At 47.1% G+C, this 17,798-nt stretch carries 10 protein-coding genes; 8 read left to right on the forward strand and 2 right to left on the reverse strand.

Annotation, left to right across the window (positions count from 1 at the left end; all coding sequences use genetic code 11):
* Positions 1-9 precede the first annotated feature (9 nt).
* Positions 10-1,257 carry a DEAD/DEAH box helicase gene (locus ESB13_RS00815; protein WP_129001151.1) on the forward strand — a complete coding sequence of 416 codons (1,248 nt, stop codon included), beginning with the start codon at positions 10-12 and terminating at the stop codon, positions 1,255-1,257.
* A 103-nt stretch (positions 1,258-1,360) separates the two neighbouring features.
* Here the strand turns inward: ESB13_RS00815 and purE are convergent, their stop codons facing one another.
* Both purE and ESB13_RS00825 read right to left on the reverse strand, forming a co-directional pair.
* Positions 1,361-1,894 carry a 5-(carboxyamino)imidazole ribonucleotide mutase gene (gene purE, locus ESB13_RS00820; protein WP_129001152.1) on the reverse strand — a complete coding sequence of 178 codons (534 nt, stop codon included), beginning with the start codon at positions 1,892-1,894 and terminating at the stop codon, positions 1,361-1,363.
* A gap of 1 nt (position 1,895) precedes the next feature.
* Positions 1,896-3,014 (reverse strand): 5-(carboxyamino)imidazole ribonucleotide synthase, encoded by a 1,119-nt coding sequence (locus tag ESB13_RS00825; RefSeq protein WP_129001153.1) that lies wholly within the window; start codon positions 3,012-3,014, stop codon positions 1,896-1,898.
* 313 nt (positions 3,015-3,327) lie between these two features.
* On the opposite strand from ESB13_RS00825, the gene ESB13_RS00830 reads away from it, so the two are divergent.
* The 7 genes from ESB13_RS00830 (at position 3,328) to ESB13_RS00860 (ending at position 17,786) form a co-directional block, all read left to right on the forward strand.
* A complete protein-coding gene (locus ESB13_RS00830) occupies positions 3,328-3,648 on the forward strand; it encodes a hypothetical protein (protein WP_129001154.1) in 321 nt (106 codons plus the stop codon).
* A 120-nt stretch (positions 3,649-3,768) separates the two neighbouring features.
* Entirely contained in the window at positions 3,769-6,321 is a 2,553-nt protein-coding gene (locus ESB13_RS00835; RefSeq protein ID WP_129001155.1) for an alpha-L-arabinofuranosidase C-terminal domain-containing protein, read from the forward strand.
* 120 nt (positions 6,322-6,441) lie between these two features.
* Positions 6,442-8,907, forward strand: a complete 2,466-nt coding sequence (locus ESB13_RS00840; RefSeq protein ID WP_129001156.1) for a TonB-dependent receptor — start codon at positions 6,442-6,444, stop codon at positions 8,905-8,907.
* 75 nt (positions 8,908-8,982) lie between these two features.
* On the forward strand, positions 8,983-10,281 hold the full coding sequence (locus tag ESB13_RS00845; protein WP_129001157.1) for a PepSY-associated TM helix domain-containing protein: 1,299 nt from the start codon (positions 8,983-8,985) through the stop codon (positions 10,279-10,281).
* A 117-nt stretch (positions 10,282-10,398) separates the two neighbouring features.
* Complete coding sequence (locus tag ESB13_RS00850; protein WP_129001158.1) at positions 10,399-12,048, forward strand: DUF6377 domain-containing protein; 1,650 nt, start codon at positions 10,399-10,401, stop codon at positions 12,046-12,048.
* A 232-nt stretch (positions 12,049-12,280) separates the two neighbouring features.
* A complete protein-coding gene (locus ESB13_RS00855) occupies positions 12,281-14,740 on the forward strand; it encodes a glycoside hydrolase family 31 protein (protein WP_129001159.1) in 2,460 nt (819 codons plus the stop codon).
* A 55-nt stretch (positions 14,741-14,795) separates the two neighbouring features.
* Positions 14,796-17,786 carry a SusC/RagA family TonB-linked outer membrane protein gene (locus tag ESB13_RS00860; protein WP_129001160.1) on the forward strand — a complete coding sequence of 997 codons (2,991 nt, stop codon included), beginning with the start codon at positions 14,796-14,798 and terminating at the stop codon, positions 17,784-17,786.
* Positions 17,787-17,798 lie beyond the last annotated feature (12 nt).

The following is a 17,798-nucleotide window of genomic DNA, read 5'->3' on the forward strand; positions in this document are numbered from 1 at the left end:
TATTAAGTTTTGCGATTTACCGAATTCAACTTTCATCCCTCCCTCCTGGAAGGTATTGAAGCTTCTAATTACGAAACTGCTACCCCCGTTCAGGAGCAGGTGATCCCACCTATCCTCGATGGTAAAGATATCATAGCCTCCGCTCAAACAGGTACCGGCAAAACCGCCGCCTTCCTGTTGCCGCTCATGAACAGGCTCATGGAAAGCCGCAACGATAACTCCGTTAGCGCCATGGTGCTCGTGCCAACACGCGAACTGGCTATCCAGATAGGCAAAACCCTCGAAGGGCTTTCCTACTTTACCGATATCAGCTCCATCGCCGTTTATGGCGGTAACGATGGCGACAACTTCGTAAATGAGAAAAAAGCCATGCGCAACGGCGTCGACATCATCGTATGTACACCCGGCCGTATGATCGCTCACCTCAACATGGGATACGTTCCTTTGCAAGGCCTCCAGTTCCTCGTCCTCGACGAAGCCGACCGCATGCTCGATATGGGATTTGTCGACGATATCAATAAGATCATCTCCTTCCTGCCCGCAACAAGACAGTCCCTTTTATTCTCGGCCACCATGCCGCATAAAATAAGACAACTGGCCAGGAATATCCTGAAAGATCCTGTTGAAATCAATATCGCCATTTCCAAACCTCCCGAAAAGATCGTTCAGCGCGCTTTTATCGTATACGAAACGCAGAAGCCGGAACTTATCAAATACCTGCTCCGTAACACGCCTTTTAAAAGGGTGGTCATCTTCTGCAGCCGCAAACAGAATGTAAGAGATCTCACAAGGGAATTGAAAAAAGCCCAGTTCAACGCCGGCGAAATGCACAGCAACCTCGAACAATTGCAGCGCGAAGAAATCCTCGCCCAGTTTGTACAGGGACAAGTACCTATTCTCGTAGCAACAGATATCCTTAGCCGCGGCATCGACATCGATACCATCGACCTGGTCATTAACTACGATGTGCCAAACGACGGCGAAGACTATGTTCACCGTATAGGCCGTACCGCACGCGCCGAAGCCGATGGCGTCGCCTTCACGCTCGTAAGCGAAAAAGAAATAAACCGCTTTGCAGGTATTGAAACGCTTCTGGAAAAAGAGGTGGAAAAAGGTGTCGTACCCGAAGAATTTGGCGAAACTCCCGTATATGCCCCACGCCGGCACAGCCGCAACAGGGGTGGAGGACGAGGCTATGGCAACAGGTACGGAGGTGGCAACGGAAAGAAAAAGTTCTATAAGCACAAGAAAAAATAATAGCCCGGCTTTAAAGCCAGGCTATTCATAATATATCAGGCCGGTTATATCGGTGCAGTTGCATCAAACCGGCCGTCTTTTTTTAAGCAGGCCGCCAATCAAACTATTTGGAACCGTCAAACGCATTAGGCCAGTCATTGGCCAGCTTACCCGCCTTCTCCAGTACAGCATCATTCATAGCAGTCTTATAATCCTGCATCTTCTTCGATACATGCTCATCAAAGCTGCCAACGATCTGCGCTGCCAGTAAACCCGCATTCTTGGCGGCATTCAGCGCCACCGTAGCTACCGGTACCCCGTTCGGCATCTGTAATATCGACAGGATCGAATCCCACCCGTCAATAGAATTCGACGACTTAACAGGCACGCCAATAACAGGTAAAGTGGTTACAGCCGCAACCATACCTGGCAAATGAGCCGCGCCACCAGCTCCGGCAATAATAACTTTCAGCCCCCGGCCAGCAGCCTGCTGCGCATATTCAACCATCCGTAAAGGCGTCCTGTGCGCCGATACTACTGTTAATTCAAATGCGATATCAAACTCCTCCAGTACCACCGCAGCATCCTGCATGACCTTCAGATCACTATCGCTACCCATGATAATGCCCACAACGGGCTTCCGGTTCAACAATGACATATCAGCTAACTATTTTAATTGTGTTTTTAATTTTATTCGCCTTGTGCGTCAAATCAATACGCTCACGGCTTAAAATGGTGACATGCCCCATCTTACGGCCAGGCTTGGTTTCCGCTTTGCCATATAAATGAACAAACACATTCTCCATCTTTAATACTTCTTCCAGACCCTCGTAACGCGCAGGTCCACTAAAACCCTCAGCCCCCACCAGGTTTACAATAGACGCAGGTAAAATAGGCTGCGTATTACCCAACGGATAACCCAGCATAATACGCCATAACATATCATACTGGCTTGAATAATTCCCCTCTATCGTATGATGCCCGCTGTTATGAACACGCGGAGCCGTCTCATTCACCTGCACATCATCATTGATATCAACAAACAACTCTATCGCAAAAATACCCGGACTGTTCAACGACTTCACCACGCGCAACGCAATGGCTTCGGCACGCCATAATATTTCACGCGGCAGCTCGGCAGGACTTAAATGGTAATCCAGCAGGTTCAGCACCGGGTCAAAGAGCATCTCGGCAGGAGGATAGATAGCCGTTTCTCCCTTATCGTTCATGGCGATAATGATAGCCAGCTCCTTTTTTACAGAAACCATCTTCTCCAGCACCGAAGGAGCGTCAAACCCGCTTGCCACATCGCCTTCAGCCTTTATGATCTGTACACCCTTGCCGTCATAACCACCTTCGCCAATCTTATGTACCGCCGGCAGGAACGAAAGATGTTGCCGTAAAGCAGCCTTATTCTCAGTGATCACAAAAGCAGGAGTAGGCACTTCACTGGCCTTATAAAATTCCTTCTGGGTGATCTTGTTCTTGATGGTACGGATCGCCGAAGGACGCGGATAAACCTTTACGCCTTCCAACTCCAGCTTTTCAAGGGCTTCCACATTCACCGCCTCTATCTCGATAGTAATGGCATCCAGATCCTTACCAAACGCATACACTGTATCGAAATCCTTAATGTCGCCTTTGACGAAATGATGGCACAAATGTGCTGATGGACAGTGCTCATCATTCTCGAGAACATATGTCTCTGCCACATAATTGGCGCCTGCCTGTAGCAGCATCCTGCCTAACTGCCCTCCCCCTAAAATGCCGATTTTCATCCGTAGATAGTTTAATGAAATTTAAGAGGCGAAGATAAGAAGCCGCATGCAATCTGTCCATAATTTATGACATGGGGAACCCTCGGTAACTTAAAAACGGATCGCCGGAGCGCAACAATGAAAACCGGTAGCCGATAGCGATCTCTGGTAGCTGCAGCAATAACGACAGCCCTGGCCGTCCGCAGCTTTACTGAAAATATGGTCATTTTAAGTGAAAATGCGCTTATCCCTCCGCAGGCAGATATGCTACATTTATATTCCTGGTGCTATGAATAGATAATAGACACATCCTTCACAACGAAAACAAGTCATCATGAAGCAACAGCGCTGGACAAAATGGTCCGCAGCAATAACAGCAGGTTTATGGTGTAGCGCCGCTGCAGCCCAAACACAGCAGCCGTTGCGCGATTATCCCATTCAGCCCGTTGCTTTTACCAAAGTACACCTGCACGACCATTTCTGGGAACCCAAAATAGAAGTGAACGCCAATGTCACCATCCCCTATGTCCTCGAAAAATGCCGCGAAAAATACAACAAATTGCAGTTTCAACCGGTAACAACCACCGCCCTGCGTATCGAATTAAAACAACCCGAAACGCATTCCGCCGGCCTGCACGAATGGATAGTAAAATAACGAAAAGCAAAATCCCCTCCGGGGAACGGCTTCGAACAGGTGTTGGGTTCAGACCTTGTGTTGCCGCTATGGTCAGAAACAATCGATGAATGTAAATACTGATTAATTAAATACTAACTGATGAATCTTAAATGCTGCTTCGCGCTGTTGAGTACTGCTGTGCTCGCTGGCAATATCGTTTCAGCCCAGCAACAGGCTGTCTTGAAAATAAACGACGGCGTTGTTAAAAACACAGTCGCCCCAAGCCTGCACGGCATCTTCTTCGAAGAGATCAGCCATGGCGGTGAAGGTGGCCTCTATGCCGAACTCATCCAGAATCGTGGATTCGAAGAAAGCCGGATTCCCCCCGGAACAGTAGTCGAAAACGGCCAGATCATTCCCAAAAGAACACCACACTACAATATGAATGGCCAAGCCACCGACTGGACAATGCCCTGGCCATATACATCCGACTATCCCTACTGGCGCCTCGAAACGGCACCCGATGCTAAAATCAATATTCAGTTAACGCAGCAACAACCGCTCAACAGCGCTACCCCGCGTTCCCTGAAAGTAAATATCTCCAAACGCAGCTCCTCCGGAAAAAACAGCCTTGTCAATGAAGGCTTCTGGGGTATCAATGCGCAAAAAGACGCTGTTTACAACCTCTCTTTCTATGCCCGTACCGATGCCGCATGGAAAGGACCGCTTACCGTACAACTGCAAACAAAAGCAGGAAAAGCAATAGCAGCATATACTTTCAATGATGTAAAAGGCGCCGCCTGGAAAAAATATACCTGCACCCTCGTTCCCTCTGAAACCGACACCGCGGCCGAATTCGCATTTCATTTCGGCAGCACAGGAACCGTTTGGTTCGACTTTGTTTCCCTTTTTCCTAAAGAAACATTCCGCAATCGCCCCAATGGCCTGCGCAAAGACCTGGCAGAATACCTCGAAAGCCTGAAGCCTGCCTTTGTACGCTGGCCCGGCGGCTGCTTTGTAGAAGGGATAAACATCGAAAGCGCTCCCAACTGGAAAACCGCGATAGGCCCCATCGAAAAACGCCCCGGCACTTTCAGCGTATGGTCCTACTGGTCCAGCGACGGCTTCGGTTACCACGAATACCTGCAATTCTGTGAAGACATCGGCGCCAAAGCATTATACGTCTTCAATGCCGGTGTATCCTGCGAATTCCGGAGCGGCACCTTCATCCCTGACGAAGAATTACAGCCCGTCATCAACGACGTGCTCGATGCCATTGAATATGCCGTAGGCCCCGCTACCTCCAAATGGGGAAAGGTCCGTGCAGCAAATGGCCATCCCAAACCGTTCCCGCTGGAATATGTCGAAGTAGGCAATGAACAGCATGGCCCCTTTTACGCCCGCCGCTTCAACCGCTTCTACGATGCCATCAAAAAGAATTACCCGCAAATAAAAATAATAGCCTCTATGGGCATCGGCGATCTCAACCGCCACACGCTCGACAGCATCCGCGTAACGGACTATGCCGATGAACATGCCTATAAATCAGCCTGGTGGGCCTTCTCCAATTACGATCATTTCGATCGCTACAAAAGAGGTGACTACGATGTGTATGTAGGAGAATACGCCACCAACGCCGGCGTAGGAAAAGGCAATATGCTGGCAGCGCTGAATGATGCAGTATATATCATGGGTATGGAAAACAACGGCGATCTCGTGAAAATGTCCAGCTACGCACCGTTGTTCGAAAATACCAACACCCGCCACTGGCCCGTAAACCTCATCAACTTCAACGCCGGCAACAGCTTCGCACGTATCTCGTATTATACCATCAAAATGATGAACGAACACCGCGCCGATGAAAACCTGCCCGTATCACTCCAGGTAATTCCCGCAGCCACTAAAAAGAACAAATTCGCCGGCGGCATAGGATTGGCCACCTGGGATACGCAAACCGAATACAAAGACATAGAAATAACGCAAAACGGTCAACTGGTCTACAAAAGCGATTTCGCACAGCGCCCCGGCGAATGGCAACCCGTTCGCGGCCAATGGGAATGGAAAGACAGCGCCCTGGCACAAACCGCCGAAGGCGCCCAACTCCTGAACATTCTGAAAGATAAAAAATTTGAATCCTATACCCTCAAACTAAAAGCGCGCAAACTATCCGGCTTCAATGCCTTCATGATCCCCTTCGCGATCGGCGAAGGAGAAAGCTACCTGAGAGCGCATATCGGCTCCTGGATCAACCAGAACTGCGTTTTTGAACTGGTTTCCGGCGAATCCGTTGCCGACGTCACCCGCCAGAAACGCCTGCCCCAACCCATAGAAACCGGCCGCTGGTACGAGATCTCCCTCGAAGTAGGCCCCGAAAAAGTAGACTGCTACCTCAACGGCCAGCTCCTCATGAGTTACACCGAACCACCAAAACTGGTAGCCCTCGCCGGCCGCGACAAACAATCCGGCGACCTCATCATCAAAATGGTAAACGCCTCCGGCGAAGATTATAACACAACGCTCGAACTTCAAAACACCAGCTTAACCGGCACCGCCACCGCCTGGACGCTGGAAACCCCAACCCTCGAAGCCGAGAACTCCTTTGCTCATCCGGAACAATACAAACCGGTAAAGCAAACCATAACAGGTATCAGCGGCAAAAAATTCTCTTACCGTTTCCCCAAATACGCAATTACCATATTGCGCGTGAAGTAAAACGAAAATCCGGAAACCCCAACCTTTTCCTCTTTTCGTAACCCGTTATTCCGCATTTCGTTAACCGCGGCACCCCGCAACAGGCCACCTTTGCAGGAAATTTAACTCGCAACGATGAATATGTGTCGCATCTCTCGCATCCCTTTCATTAAAATTTTCACTCTTTTACTCTGCATTTTTTCCCTTTCCTCACTGTCTCTGTTCGCTGGTGAAGAGGAAAATCTCGAAAAAGGAATGATCACTGGCCAGGTAACTACTGCTGATAACAGACCCGCTGAAGGTGTGACGGTTCGCTTAAAAGGCACCAACAAAGTGTCTCTTACCACCGAAGCCGGCTTCTTTAGCTTCAAAAACCTCGAAGCTGGTACGTATGAGATCGAAGTAACCCTCGTAGGGCATGCTCCTGTATCTAAAACAGTAACACTGGCTACCGATGCCAAAAAGAACAATATAAACTTCCAGCTGGGCGTTTCCCAGGTTGAACTGGAAGAAGTTGTCGTTACTACAGGTGCCAACAGGTATAAAATAAATACAGTGTCTCCCAGCCTGCGCTTGCAAAGCTCTGTACTGGAAACGCCCCAGAATATCCAGATCGTAGGATCTCAGATCCTCGCCGATCAGCAGGTATTTGACGTGGTAGACGGTATCACCCGTAACGTAAGTGGCGTTACCCGCCAGGGCCACTGGGATAACCAATATGCCAATATCAGGATGCGCGGTTCTAAACTACCTGCTTTCCGTAACGGCATGAACATCGAAGCTTCATGGGGCCCTACAGCTGAAGACGCTTCTATGATCGAACGTATCGAATTCGTAAAAGGCCCCGCCGGTTTCATGCTGGCAAACGGTGAACCAGGCGGTTTCTACAACGTGGTAACCAAAAAACCTACAGGTATCACCAAAGGAAGTGTTTCCGTAAGCATGGGTAGCTTCAGCACGTACCGCACGGCTGTTGACCTCGACGGTAAACTCAGCAAAGACGGCCGCGTGCTCTACCGCCTGAATATGGCGGCACAGCAAAAAGACTTCTTTACCAAATACAACTACAGCAACCGTTACGTGTTTTCTCCTTCAGTGAAATACCTGATCGACGATAAAACTTCTGTAACGTTTGAATATACTTTCCAGGGCTCTAAATACCTGGCTAACGGTAACTACTCTTTCTCTCCCAAAGGTTTTGCCGATCAAGGTATCGCCAACGACTTCTTCTATGCCGACCCCTCTATGGAACCAGGCAAACTCAGAGATCACAGCGCTTACGTGTACCTCGATCACAAGATCAACAGCAAATGGAACATGCACGCACAGGTTGCCTACTTTAACTTTGCAATGGTAGCCAACAGTACCTGGTTGAACTATATGACCGCTGCCGGCGATATGCCCCGTTACTGGAGCATTGGCGACGAAGCAGGTGAAAACAGGTTCGCTCAGCTCTCATTCAGCGGCGAAGAAAGAACCGGTTCTATCCGTCACCGCATCATGGGTGGAGTTGATATGGGTAACAAGAAATTCTGGGGCGACTTCCGCACGCTTAAATCCAATATAGCCCTCGCAGGCGGAAAAGCGTTCAACGTGTACAACCCCGCTTACGGTATCCCTATGGATTCTTTCCCTAAGATCGATCGCTCTCAGGACGTAAGAACGCGCGCCGGTGGATCTAACTATGTAACCGTTGTCTCTTATGGTTCAGCATATGTTCAGGACGAATTAGGCTTCTTCAACGATAAACTCCGCCTGTCTTTAGGCGCCCGTTTTACGTATGCTGAAACCGTTGGTAAAACCAAAGCATCCGATATCAAAGACAACGTCTTCTCTCCCCGTATCGGCCTCAGCTACTCTATCGATAAACAAACTTCTGTTTACGGTTTATACGACCAGTCTTTCGTTCCCGTTTCCGGTACCGATTGGGAAGGCAATGCCTTCAAACCTATAAAGGGTAACGATCTCGAAGCAGGTATCAAGAAAGAATGGATGGGAGGCCGTTGGAGGTCAACTGTTTCTGCCTACATCATCAAAAGGCAGAACGCTCTGGTGGCCGACCCCGATCCTAACCACGTGGTGAACGGTGTAACCTTCCAGGCACAGCTGGGCGAAACCAAAACAAAAGGTATTGAATTCGATATGGCCGGCGATATCCTGCCAGGTTTAAGCACCAATATCAACTACGCTTATACCAACTCTAAAATTACAAAGGCAACCGATAAAAACCAGATCGGAAACGTTACTGCTAACACGGCAGCACACGTTACCAACGCCTGGTTGCAATATCGCTTGCAAAGCGGTGCGCTCGAAGGCTTCGGCGCTTCAGCAGGTATTCAATGGCAGGCCGATCGTTATATCGGAACTACCAAAGATCCTAACTTTCCTAACTATTTCCGTGGCGACGCCGGTTTGTCTATGCGCAGAGGTAAATACAATATCTCCCTGCTCGTAAACAACGTATTCAACAACCTGAAACTGCTCACTGCTGGCTCTATCGCCAACCCAACTGCAGCACAAACCGCCAACTTCGGAGCCGTTACTTATTACTCTTATATCGTAGAAGCAAGACGCAATTTCCGTATGACCATTGCGTATAACTTCTAAACTTATAAACACCTCTTTCTCTTAACCTGCTCTCCGGTATCACGCCGGAGAGCAGGTGTTTTTAAAAAAGTATCCATGGATAACAAAAAAGCTGGTAACGTAAAAGCCGCCCCTAAAAAGAAGAAGTCAGGCAAATCGCTCTTCCGCAGGGTCAACGACTTCCTCCACCTGTGGCTGGGATTGATAAGCGGTATTATTATCGTTATTGTAAGTGTTACCGGTTGTATCTATGCGTTTGAAAAAGAAATTAAAAGTGTTACCCAACCTTACCAGTTTGTAAAAACGGAAGAAAAACCCTACCTCCCGCCATCACAGCTGAAAGCAATGGCCGAAAAATATCATTTCGGCGCTAAAGCAGGTAAAGGCCTTAATAAAATTGCAGGCATCCAATACCCTGGCATTGGAAAAGCAGCGGTGGCTACTTACAGAGACAAAAAAACAGGATACATGATGATCTACATGAATCCTTATTCCGGTGAAGTGCTCAAGGTAAAAGCCCTGGAAAAAGACTTCTTCCGCATCATCCTCGAAGGACACTATCAGCTATGGCTGCCCCGCGCCATAGGCCAGCAGGTCATCTGCTGGTCTGTGGGTATCTTCATCATCCTGCTTATCTCAGGCATTATCATGTGGTGGCCCAAAAACCTGAAAAAAGCCAACAGGGATAAAAGCTTTAAGATCAAATGGGGCGCTTCTTTTAAAAGAGTGAACTACGATCTGCATAATGTGCTTGGCTTCTACGTATGGGTACTGGCCTTTATCCTTGCCGTAACAGGAATCTACTTCGGTTTCAAATGGGTGCCTAAAACAATCTACTGGGTAGCCTCCGGCGGTAAAACAATGCCGGAACGAAGGGAAAAGGTCTTTTCCGATACTACCGTTCTGTTAACTGCTGCTGCCATCAAAGCGGCAACTTCTCCGGAAGATAAAGTGTGGATGCAAATGACACAGCAGTATAAAAACCAGGGAAGCTTGTTCATGAGCTTCGCCGACAAACAATCCGATGCTATAAGCGTAACCTATAACCCTTCTCAAAAAACGTATTACAAGTCTTATACACGCTATTTCGACCAGTATACAGTCAATGAGATCAAAGGCAAAAGCATTTATAATAAACCTTACGAACAAACAACAGGAGCCGAAAAGATCATCCGCATGAACTACGATATCCACGTAGGCGCCATCCTGGGTATTCCCGGCAAGATCATGATGTTCTTTGTAAGTTTTATCTGCGCCAGCCTGCCAATTACAGGTTTCATTATCTGGTGGGGTAAGAAAAAGAAGTCGAAGAAAAAAGCCGGCCCTCACAAACGTAAAGAGGTGATCTCCAGGCACGAACATGAACACGCACCTGAAAAACAGGTAGTGGCGTAAATAGCGCTTCAGAATATAAAAAAGGAGAGAGGTTGTACTTTACAGTGCAACCTCTTTTGTTTATAATCTCATTTCTTCATTAACTTTCCTCTATATCCACAAACCGGACTATTGCTTATGAAAAAAATATGGTTGCTTCCTGCGCTCTTTTCGTTCCTTTCAGCGCTTGCCGCCCCTCACGACAGCCTGATGAATGAATTGGCCGGGGAACTGAAAAGAACAGCACTGTACGACAGTCAAAAGAATCAATCAATACGGCGCTTGGAGGTTTTGTTGAAAGATACGGCAACACACGCACCGCAGGAGATCTTTGATCTCAATGAAAAACTATTTGAAGAATATAAGGTCTATAGTTATAAAGAAGCCTTCCGCTATGCTACCAGCCTGCTTGCCATTGCCTACCGCCTGAATGAACCTGCTTACATCGTAAAGGCTAAACTGAAACTGTGCTTTATCCTGCATTCATCAGGCCTCTACAAAGAAGCCTACGACTCTTTAAGCTCCATTCGCATTAACCCCGGAACAAACAGAACCCTGAAAGCCGAATGTTATACCTTGATGGGACGCTATTATTACGATCTCGCAGAATATGCCAACGATAGCTTTTTTACAACTGGTTATATCATAAAAGGTTCCGCATTCATCGATTCGGCATTGAACTATTACGACAAAAATGGTTTTGAATATGCCTATTACAGCGGATTGAAATACCTTGAACAAGGTAATACTGATGCCTCTTTCGCATTTTTTAATAAGATCATACAGGATACAGCGCTTGGTTTACACCGCTATGCAATAGCTGCTTCCTCTTTAAGTAAGGTATGCCTGATGCAGGGAAAAACGGAAGACGCAATTCAACTGCTGATAAAAGCTTCCCTGGCCGATCTCAGATCATCCACGAAAGAAACCTTTGCAATCTTTCAACTGGCCGAACTTCTGTATAATAAAGGCGATCTCCCCAATGCAGCCCTTTGTATCGCCAGTGCAGCTGCTAACGCTCAGTTTTATGGCGCCAGGCAACGTAAACTGCAGATCAGCACCATCCTCCCGCTCGTGGAAGCGCAGAAATTAAATGCCGTTGAAGCCCGGAAGAACGAATTGCTCAGGTTTACGCTTATCCTCGCCGCCCTCGTCATCTTACTGGTGATCCTTACTTTTATTATATTGAAACAGGTAAAACAACTGCGCAGGAGCCAGCAGTTGCTTACCGAGAGCCATTTGCAGCAACAGGCCATCAATAAACAGCTCGAAGGGGCTAATAAAACCCTCGCTGTGGTAAATGAAAAACTCGAAGAGGCAAATACTATTAAAGAAGAGTATATCGGCTACTTCTTCAATATGGACTCGGAATTTTTTGCCCGCCTCAATAAATTCAAAACCCTGGCCGAACAAAAACTGGCAGATAAAAAATATGACGAAATTAAATTCCTCCTCCATAACCTGCATACCAAAAGAGAAAAAGAAGAACTGCTGAATAGCTTTGACAAAGTTTTCCTGAAACTCTTCCCCGGTTTTGTAAAAGAATTCAACGCGTTACTCCTGCCCGAAGACCGGGTTCAGCTCAAAGACAAAGAATCGCTGAATACCGATATGAGAATTTTTGCCCTGCTTAGAATGGGCATCTCCGACCACGAAAAAATTGCCGAGATCCTGGAATACTCCGTAAAAACCATCTACGCATACAAAACCAGGATAAGGAATAAATCCATCGCCCCTAAAGAATTTGAAGAGCGTATTATGAAAATAAAAGGCTTTCACAGCGAATAAACTGCTGGTTTAATGGCGCCGCAGCTGGTAAAAAGCACTACTTTTTTAGTCTCTGATAATTCCATGTAAAAAAAATATATGTGTTTTTATCTTTTTGATATTCAGTTTGTTGTATAGCCCTTTTTGAACAGCCATATAGCTAATTTCTATATTTTAAGTCACTAATTTGTCGCTCCTTCCATAGGACTGTTGTTTTGTTCTATCGATTACAGCTCAAAATATGTTTAGCTATATGAAAAGGAATTATCACAGTTGCCTCTGGCTGCTTTTGTCATTTCTTCCCTTTTGCGTGGAAGCGCAGCAGCGGGTCACAGAAGTAGGGAAAGTAAAGAAAGTAACCACCGCTGCCTCGCAAATCAACCTGGAAACAGAGAATGCTTTCGTTAGAATTGAAATGTATAGCCCTTCCATTATAAAGGTTAGGATAAACAAGCGGCCCCTGACCGATCTGCATTCTTATGCAGTGACCGCTGCCCCCGCCACAAACGGTTTACACATACAGCAAAACGCCTCCACGGTAAATTTCAGCACCGACTCCTTAAAAGGAATTGTAACAAAGGAACCTTTTTCCCTCAGCTTCTATACGCCCGGCGGGCAATTGATCAGCAAAGACGAAGAAGGGCTGACTACCAGCTGGATAGGCGACCAGGTAACTACCTATAAAACTTTACAGGAAGGAGAACGCTTTATAGGACTGGGAGAGAAAACAGGAGCGCTCGACCGCAGGGGGAGTGGCTACACTAACTGGAATACCGATGCCTTTGGATACAGCGTCAGCCAGGACCCTATTTATAGCTCGATCCCGTTTTACATAGGAGTACATCATGGTTTACAATACGGGATCTTCCTCGATAATACCAACCAGAGCCAGTTTAATTTTGGCGCCAGTAACAATCGTTTTTCCTCGTTTGGCGCAGCAGATGGAGAAATGAATTATTATTTCATCTATAATACTCAGGTAGCAGGCATTATAAACAGTTATACGCAGTTGACCGGCCGTATGCAGTTGCCCCCGCTCTGGAGCCTCGGCTATCAGCAGAACAGGTATAGTTATTACCCCGAAACGGAAGTCTTGCGTATCGCACAAACGCTCCGCGAAAAAAAGATCCCCGCCGATGGCATTACGCTCGACATTCATTATATGGATGCCTACAAGATCTTTACATGGGATAAGAACCGCTTTCCCGATCCCAAAGCACTAACTGGAAAATTGAATGCTATGGGATTGAAAACAACGGTCATCGCCGATCCCGGTATAAAGGTCGAAAAGGGATATGGCTCCTATGAAAGGGGACTGAACAACGATATTTTCATTAAGTATGCCGATGGTAAACCCTATACCGGCGAAGTTTGGCCCGGATGGTGCCATTTCCCCGATTTTACTTCACCGCAAGGCCGCACCTGGTGGGGCAATGAAATGAAAGCCTATGCAAACGACGGTGTCGTGGGCATCTGGAACGATATGAATGAAATTGCTACATGGGGACAAAAAATGCCCGACAATGTATTGTTTGCATTCGACGGCCGTACCACTACGCACAAAGAAGCGCATAACGTATATGGTATGCTCATGGCGCGCGCCAGCTACGAAGGCTTCCGCAAGGCGCTGCCCGCCAAACGCCCCTTTATGCTTACACGGGCAGGTTACGCAGGATTACAGCGCTATACAGCCCTCTGGACCGGCGATAACAGGTCCGAAGACGATCATATGCTGGCAGGCGTACGCCTGGTCAATAGCCTTGGCCTGAGCGGTGTTTCTTTTACAGGTATGGATATTGGCGGCTTTACAGGAGGCGCATCGGTAAACCTGTTTATCAGGTGGATGCAGCTGGGCGCCTTTATGCCTTACTATCGGAATCATACTGCCGTAAATACCCCAGCCGCAGAACCATGGACCTTTGGAGAAGAAGCGCTGGAAATATCCAGGAACTACGTGAACCTGCGTTATCGCCTGATGCCTTATTTATACGCTGGTATCTATGAGTCTACACAAAATGGTATGCCGCTGAATCGTAGCCTGGCCATCGATTACACACACGATCCGCAGATCTATAAAGGTGAATTTCAGAACGAATACCTGTTCGGCAGATCGCTGCTGATCTTGCCCGTGGCCGGTAACGTCAACTTCGCTGCTGCTTATTTTCCAAAGGGAAACTGGTACGACATATACACAGGCTCCTTGCAGCAAGGTAACACCAGTAAACTGCTTGCATTGCAAAAGAATAAACTCCCTGTATACGCACGCGGAAGTGGTATCGTTACCATGCAGTCATTGATCCAGTCTACTGCCGAAAAACCGTCCGATACGCTTACAGTCTATGTATACAAAGGCACAGATAAAAATGAGTTTGAATACTACGAAGACGATGGCGAATCATACGAATACGAAAAAGGAAATTATTATAAACGCCTTATCTCTTTCGATCCTTCCGCAAACACTATCACGTTTTCAGCGCCCTCCGGTAATAACGCCTCTAAATTTAAATGGCTGAGGATTGTCTTTACAGGGTTCGATGCTTTAAATAAAATAACCCTGGATCAAAAGCAGCAAACAACAGACAACTTCTTTGTTTCCATGCTGGATCCCGTTTCAGCTTTCGATCCGCAGGGCAACACGAATCAAAGGGAAGGATATACAGCGCCTTCTGTAATAACTTCTAATAGCACTCAAAAAATAACCATACAGTATTAAATAAATATTTCAATACACCAGGGACTGCTTATTCTTTATCACTAATTGCCATAATATGAAATACTCATTTAAGATCCATAAACGGATAGCCTTATTGCTGGGCTGCTGTTTATTGTTCTCCGGTATAAAAAGCCAGGAGAGCAGTATACGCGTAGCCGGGAAAGTTACCAATGAAAAAGGAGCGCCCATTGAAGCCGCTTCTGTAACAATAGCCGGCTCGCAAACCGGCACAACTACCAATGCCGAAGGACGCTTTACGCTCAACGCCCGCTCCGGCGTCCTGTTGTTTATTACCTATATAGGCTACGATACCCTGAAAGTAAAAGCCGCAGCAGAAATTAATGTAGCGCTGGTTCCGGTCAGCGCCGCTCTGGAAGATGTAATTGTAGTTGGTTATGGCCGGCAACGTCGTACCGATGTTACCGGTTCTATCAGCAGCGTCTCCCCCAAAGATTTTAACCAGGGCGTTACTGCTAGCCCGGACCAGCTTCTGACAGGTAAAGTCGCAGGTTTAACGATCGTAAGAAACAGCGGCGACCCCACAGGTGGCGCTACTATTCAGTTGCGTGGCCCCTCTTCTCTAACCGCAGGTATCAACCCCTTTTACGTGATCGATGGCGTACCGGGAGCCAATATCGATTTGATTGCCCCGGCCGATATTGTCTCCATGGATATCCTGAAAGACGCATCCTCCGCTGCGATCTATGGATCGCGCGCCGCCAACGGTGTGATCATGGTCACAACAAAAAAAGGAAAAAGCGGTAAGCCCGTAGTGGCCTATAGCGGCTATGCAGCATTGGACGCTATTTCAAAACGAGTGGAAGTGTTGGGGGCAGATGAATACACAAAGTTCCTGGCAGATAATAATATGACTGTTTCAGCCAGTGAAAGCGGGCATAACACCAACTGGCAGAACGAAATTTTCAGGAACGGTATATCCCATAATCACAATATCAGTATTGCCGGCGGAAACAGCGATACCCGCTTTTCTGCCTCTGTTAACTATTTTGAGCAGGAAGGTATTGTAAAGAAAAACGATATAAAACGTTTGGTTACACGCCTGGGGGTTGAGCAGTCTTTATTCGATAATAAGGTGAGAGCCAGTTTGAACGTGGTAACAAGTAATATTCGCTCTCATCATGTCGACTATGGCATCTTTAACTACGCTGCAAGGTTTTTGCCGGTATCTCCCATTAAAAGTGATGCCGCAGAATACGAACAGTATGGCGGCTATTTCCAGGTGCCAGGCAGAACCAATTATTATAACCCGGTAGCTTGGCTCAATCAAAGAGAAGAGCCCCGTACCCGTAACATATTCCAGACTTTTGGTAAAATAGAAGCAGACCTTACCCGCGACCTCATGTTTGTAGTAACAGGCTCTGTGCAGCGCGAAATGTATGATAATAAGACCTACATGTCTATTTATAACATTAACCCCACCGCCATAGGAAAAGGATATGCAAATAGAACTGTTTATACCAACTCCGATAAAGTGTTTGAATCCAATCTAACCTACACGGCACCGTTTACCGATGAACAAAAGTTAAAGCTCATGGTTGGCTATTCTTACCAGAACACCATAACTAATGATGGATTATATGGTCAGAATAATACCTTCTCCTCCGATGGCCTTGGCCCCAACAACCTGGGCGCAGGAGGTGGCGCATCTGCCGGGCTGATCAACCCCTTCGATGGAACGCCTGCCAAACAGGAATCAACCCTGCTGGCCTATTTTGGCCGTGTCAATTATGCCTGGGCCGATAGGTACTTGCTTACTGCTACAGTAAGAAGGGATGGCTCCTCCAAATTCGGTAAGAACAACCGCTGGGCATTGTTCCCCTCCGTTTCTGTTGCCTGGAAAATAACACAGGAAAACTTCATGAAAGACCAGCGCCTGTTTAACGATCTCAAGCTGCGAATGGGCTATGGCGTATCCGGTAACCAGAACATATCGCCTTATGCCTCTCTTACACAGTACGGAACAGGCTCCGATCAGTTCCTGTATAATGGCTCGTTTATAAACAGCCTTGCGGTAACACAAAACCCGAACCCCAACCTCAAATGGGAAACCACAAAAATGTACAACTTTGGTCTTGATTTTACTGTCCTCAAAGGACGGTTATCCGGTACCGTAGAATACTACGACAAAAAGACTTCCGATCTGCTTTATAGCTATAACGTGCCTACACCTCCCTATCTGTTTAATACGCTGCTCGCCAATGGTGGTACCATGAGTAATAAGGGTATTGAAGTATCTCTGAATGCTACCGTTATAACAACCGCGCATTTTACCTGGAAATCATTCGGAAACTTTGCACGCAACAAGAATAAGGTAGGAAGTATCTCAGGCAACATCGCCAACCTTAACCTCGAAAGGGTATTGACAGGCGGCGATTATTTTGCCGGCTTTGATGGCTGGACGGCACAAACGACCAGCGTATTATTGCCCGGCCAGCCCATAGGCACTTTCTTTACCGCGAAATATGTAGGCTACGATGCCGCAGCTAAAAAAACAATCTATCAAACGCCTTCAGGAAAGCTGAAAACTTCCGACCAGCTGGAATCGCCCGGCGATTACCAGATTGTAGGATATGCCTTGCCGAAATTTACCTACGGATGGGGCAACAGCTTTACTTATAAAGGATTTGATCTTGCCTTTTTTGTTCGCGGTGTATATGGCAATAAGATCTATAATGCTTCCCGTGCCGACTTATCACGTTTAACGCAGGCAGGCGTTACCAATGTTTCTCCCCTGGCAGTAAAAGACGGCGTGTTCGAAGCGCCGGTGAACTCGAGCAGGTGGCTCGAAAGCGGCTCATTCCTGCGTATGGATAATGCAACGCTGGGATATAATGTTCCTGTAAAAAAAGGTAATGTATTTAAAAGCCTGCGCTTTTATTTCACCGGCACCAATGTATTTACCATCACGGAATACACCGGCGTTGATCCCGAAGTAAATATGGGCGGACTGGCGCCCGGCGTGGACAGCAGGAACTACTATCCTAAAACACGGTCATTCATTTTCGGCGTGGATGTGAGATTGTAATGAATATTAAAA

It is taken from the genome of Filimonas effusa (assembly GCF_004118675.1).
GTDB lineage: Bacteria > Bacteroidota > Bacteroidia > Chitinophagales > Chitinophagaceae > Filimonas > Filimonas effusa.

Bases quoted from the DNA above. Each gene is read 5' to 3' on its own strand.
- purE (WP_129001152.1), bottom strand. From the start codon at position 1,894: ATGTCATTGTTGAACCGGAAGCCCGTTGTGGGCATTATCATGGGTAGC.
- ESB13_RS00825 (WP_129001153.1), bottom strand. From the start codon at position 3,014: ATGAAAATCGGCATTTTAGGGGGAGGGCAGTTAGGCAGGATGCTGCTA.
- ESB13_RS00830 (WP_129001154.1), top strand. From the start codon at position 3,328: ATGAAGCAACAGCGCTGGACAAAATGGTCCGCAGCAATAACAGCAGGT.
- ESB13_RS00835 (WP_129001155.1), top strand. From the start codon at position 3,769: ATGAATCTTAAATGCTGCTTCGCGCTGTTGAGTACTGCTGTGCTCGCT.
- ESB13_RS00840 (WP_129001156.1), top strand. From the start codon at position 6,442: ATGTGTCGCATCTCTCGCATCCCTTTCATTAAAATTTTCACTCTTTTA.
- ESB13_RS00845 (WP_129001157.1), top strand. From the start codon at position 8,983: ATGGATAACAAAAAAGCTGGTAACGTAAAAGCCGCCCCTAAAAAGAAG.
- ESB13_RS00850 (WP_129001158.1), top strand. From the start codon at position 10,399: ATGAAAAAAATATGGTTGCTTCCTGCGCTCTTTTCGTTCCTTTCAGCG.
- ESB13_RS00855 (WP_129001159.1), top strand. From the start codon at position 12,281: ATGAAAAGGAATTATCACAGTTGCCTCTGGCTGCTTTTGTCATTTCTT.
- ESB13_RS00860 (WP_129001160.1), top strand. From the start codon at position 14,796: ATGAAATACTCATTTAAGATCCATAAACGGATAGCCTTATTGCTGGGC.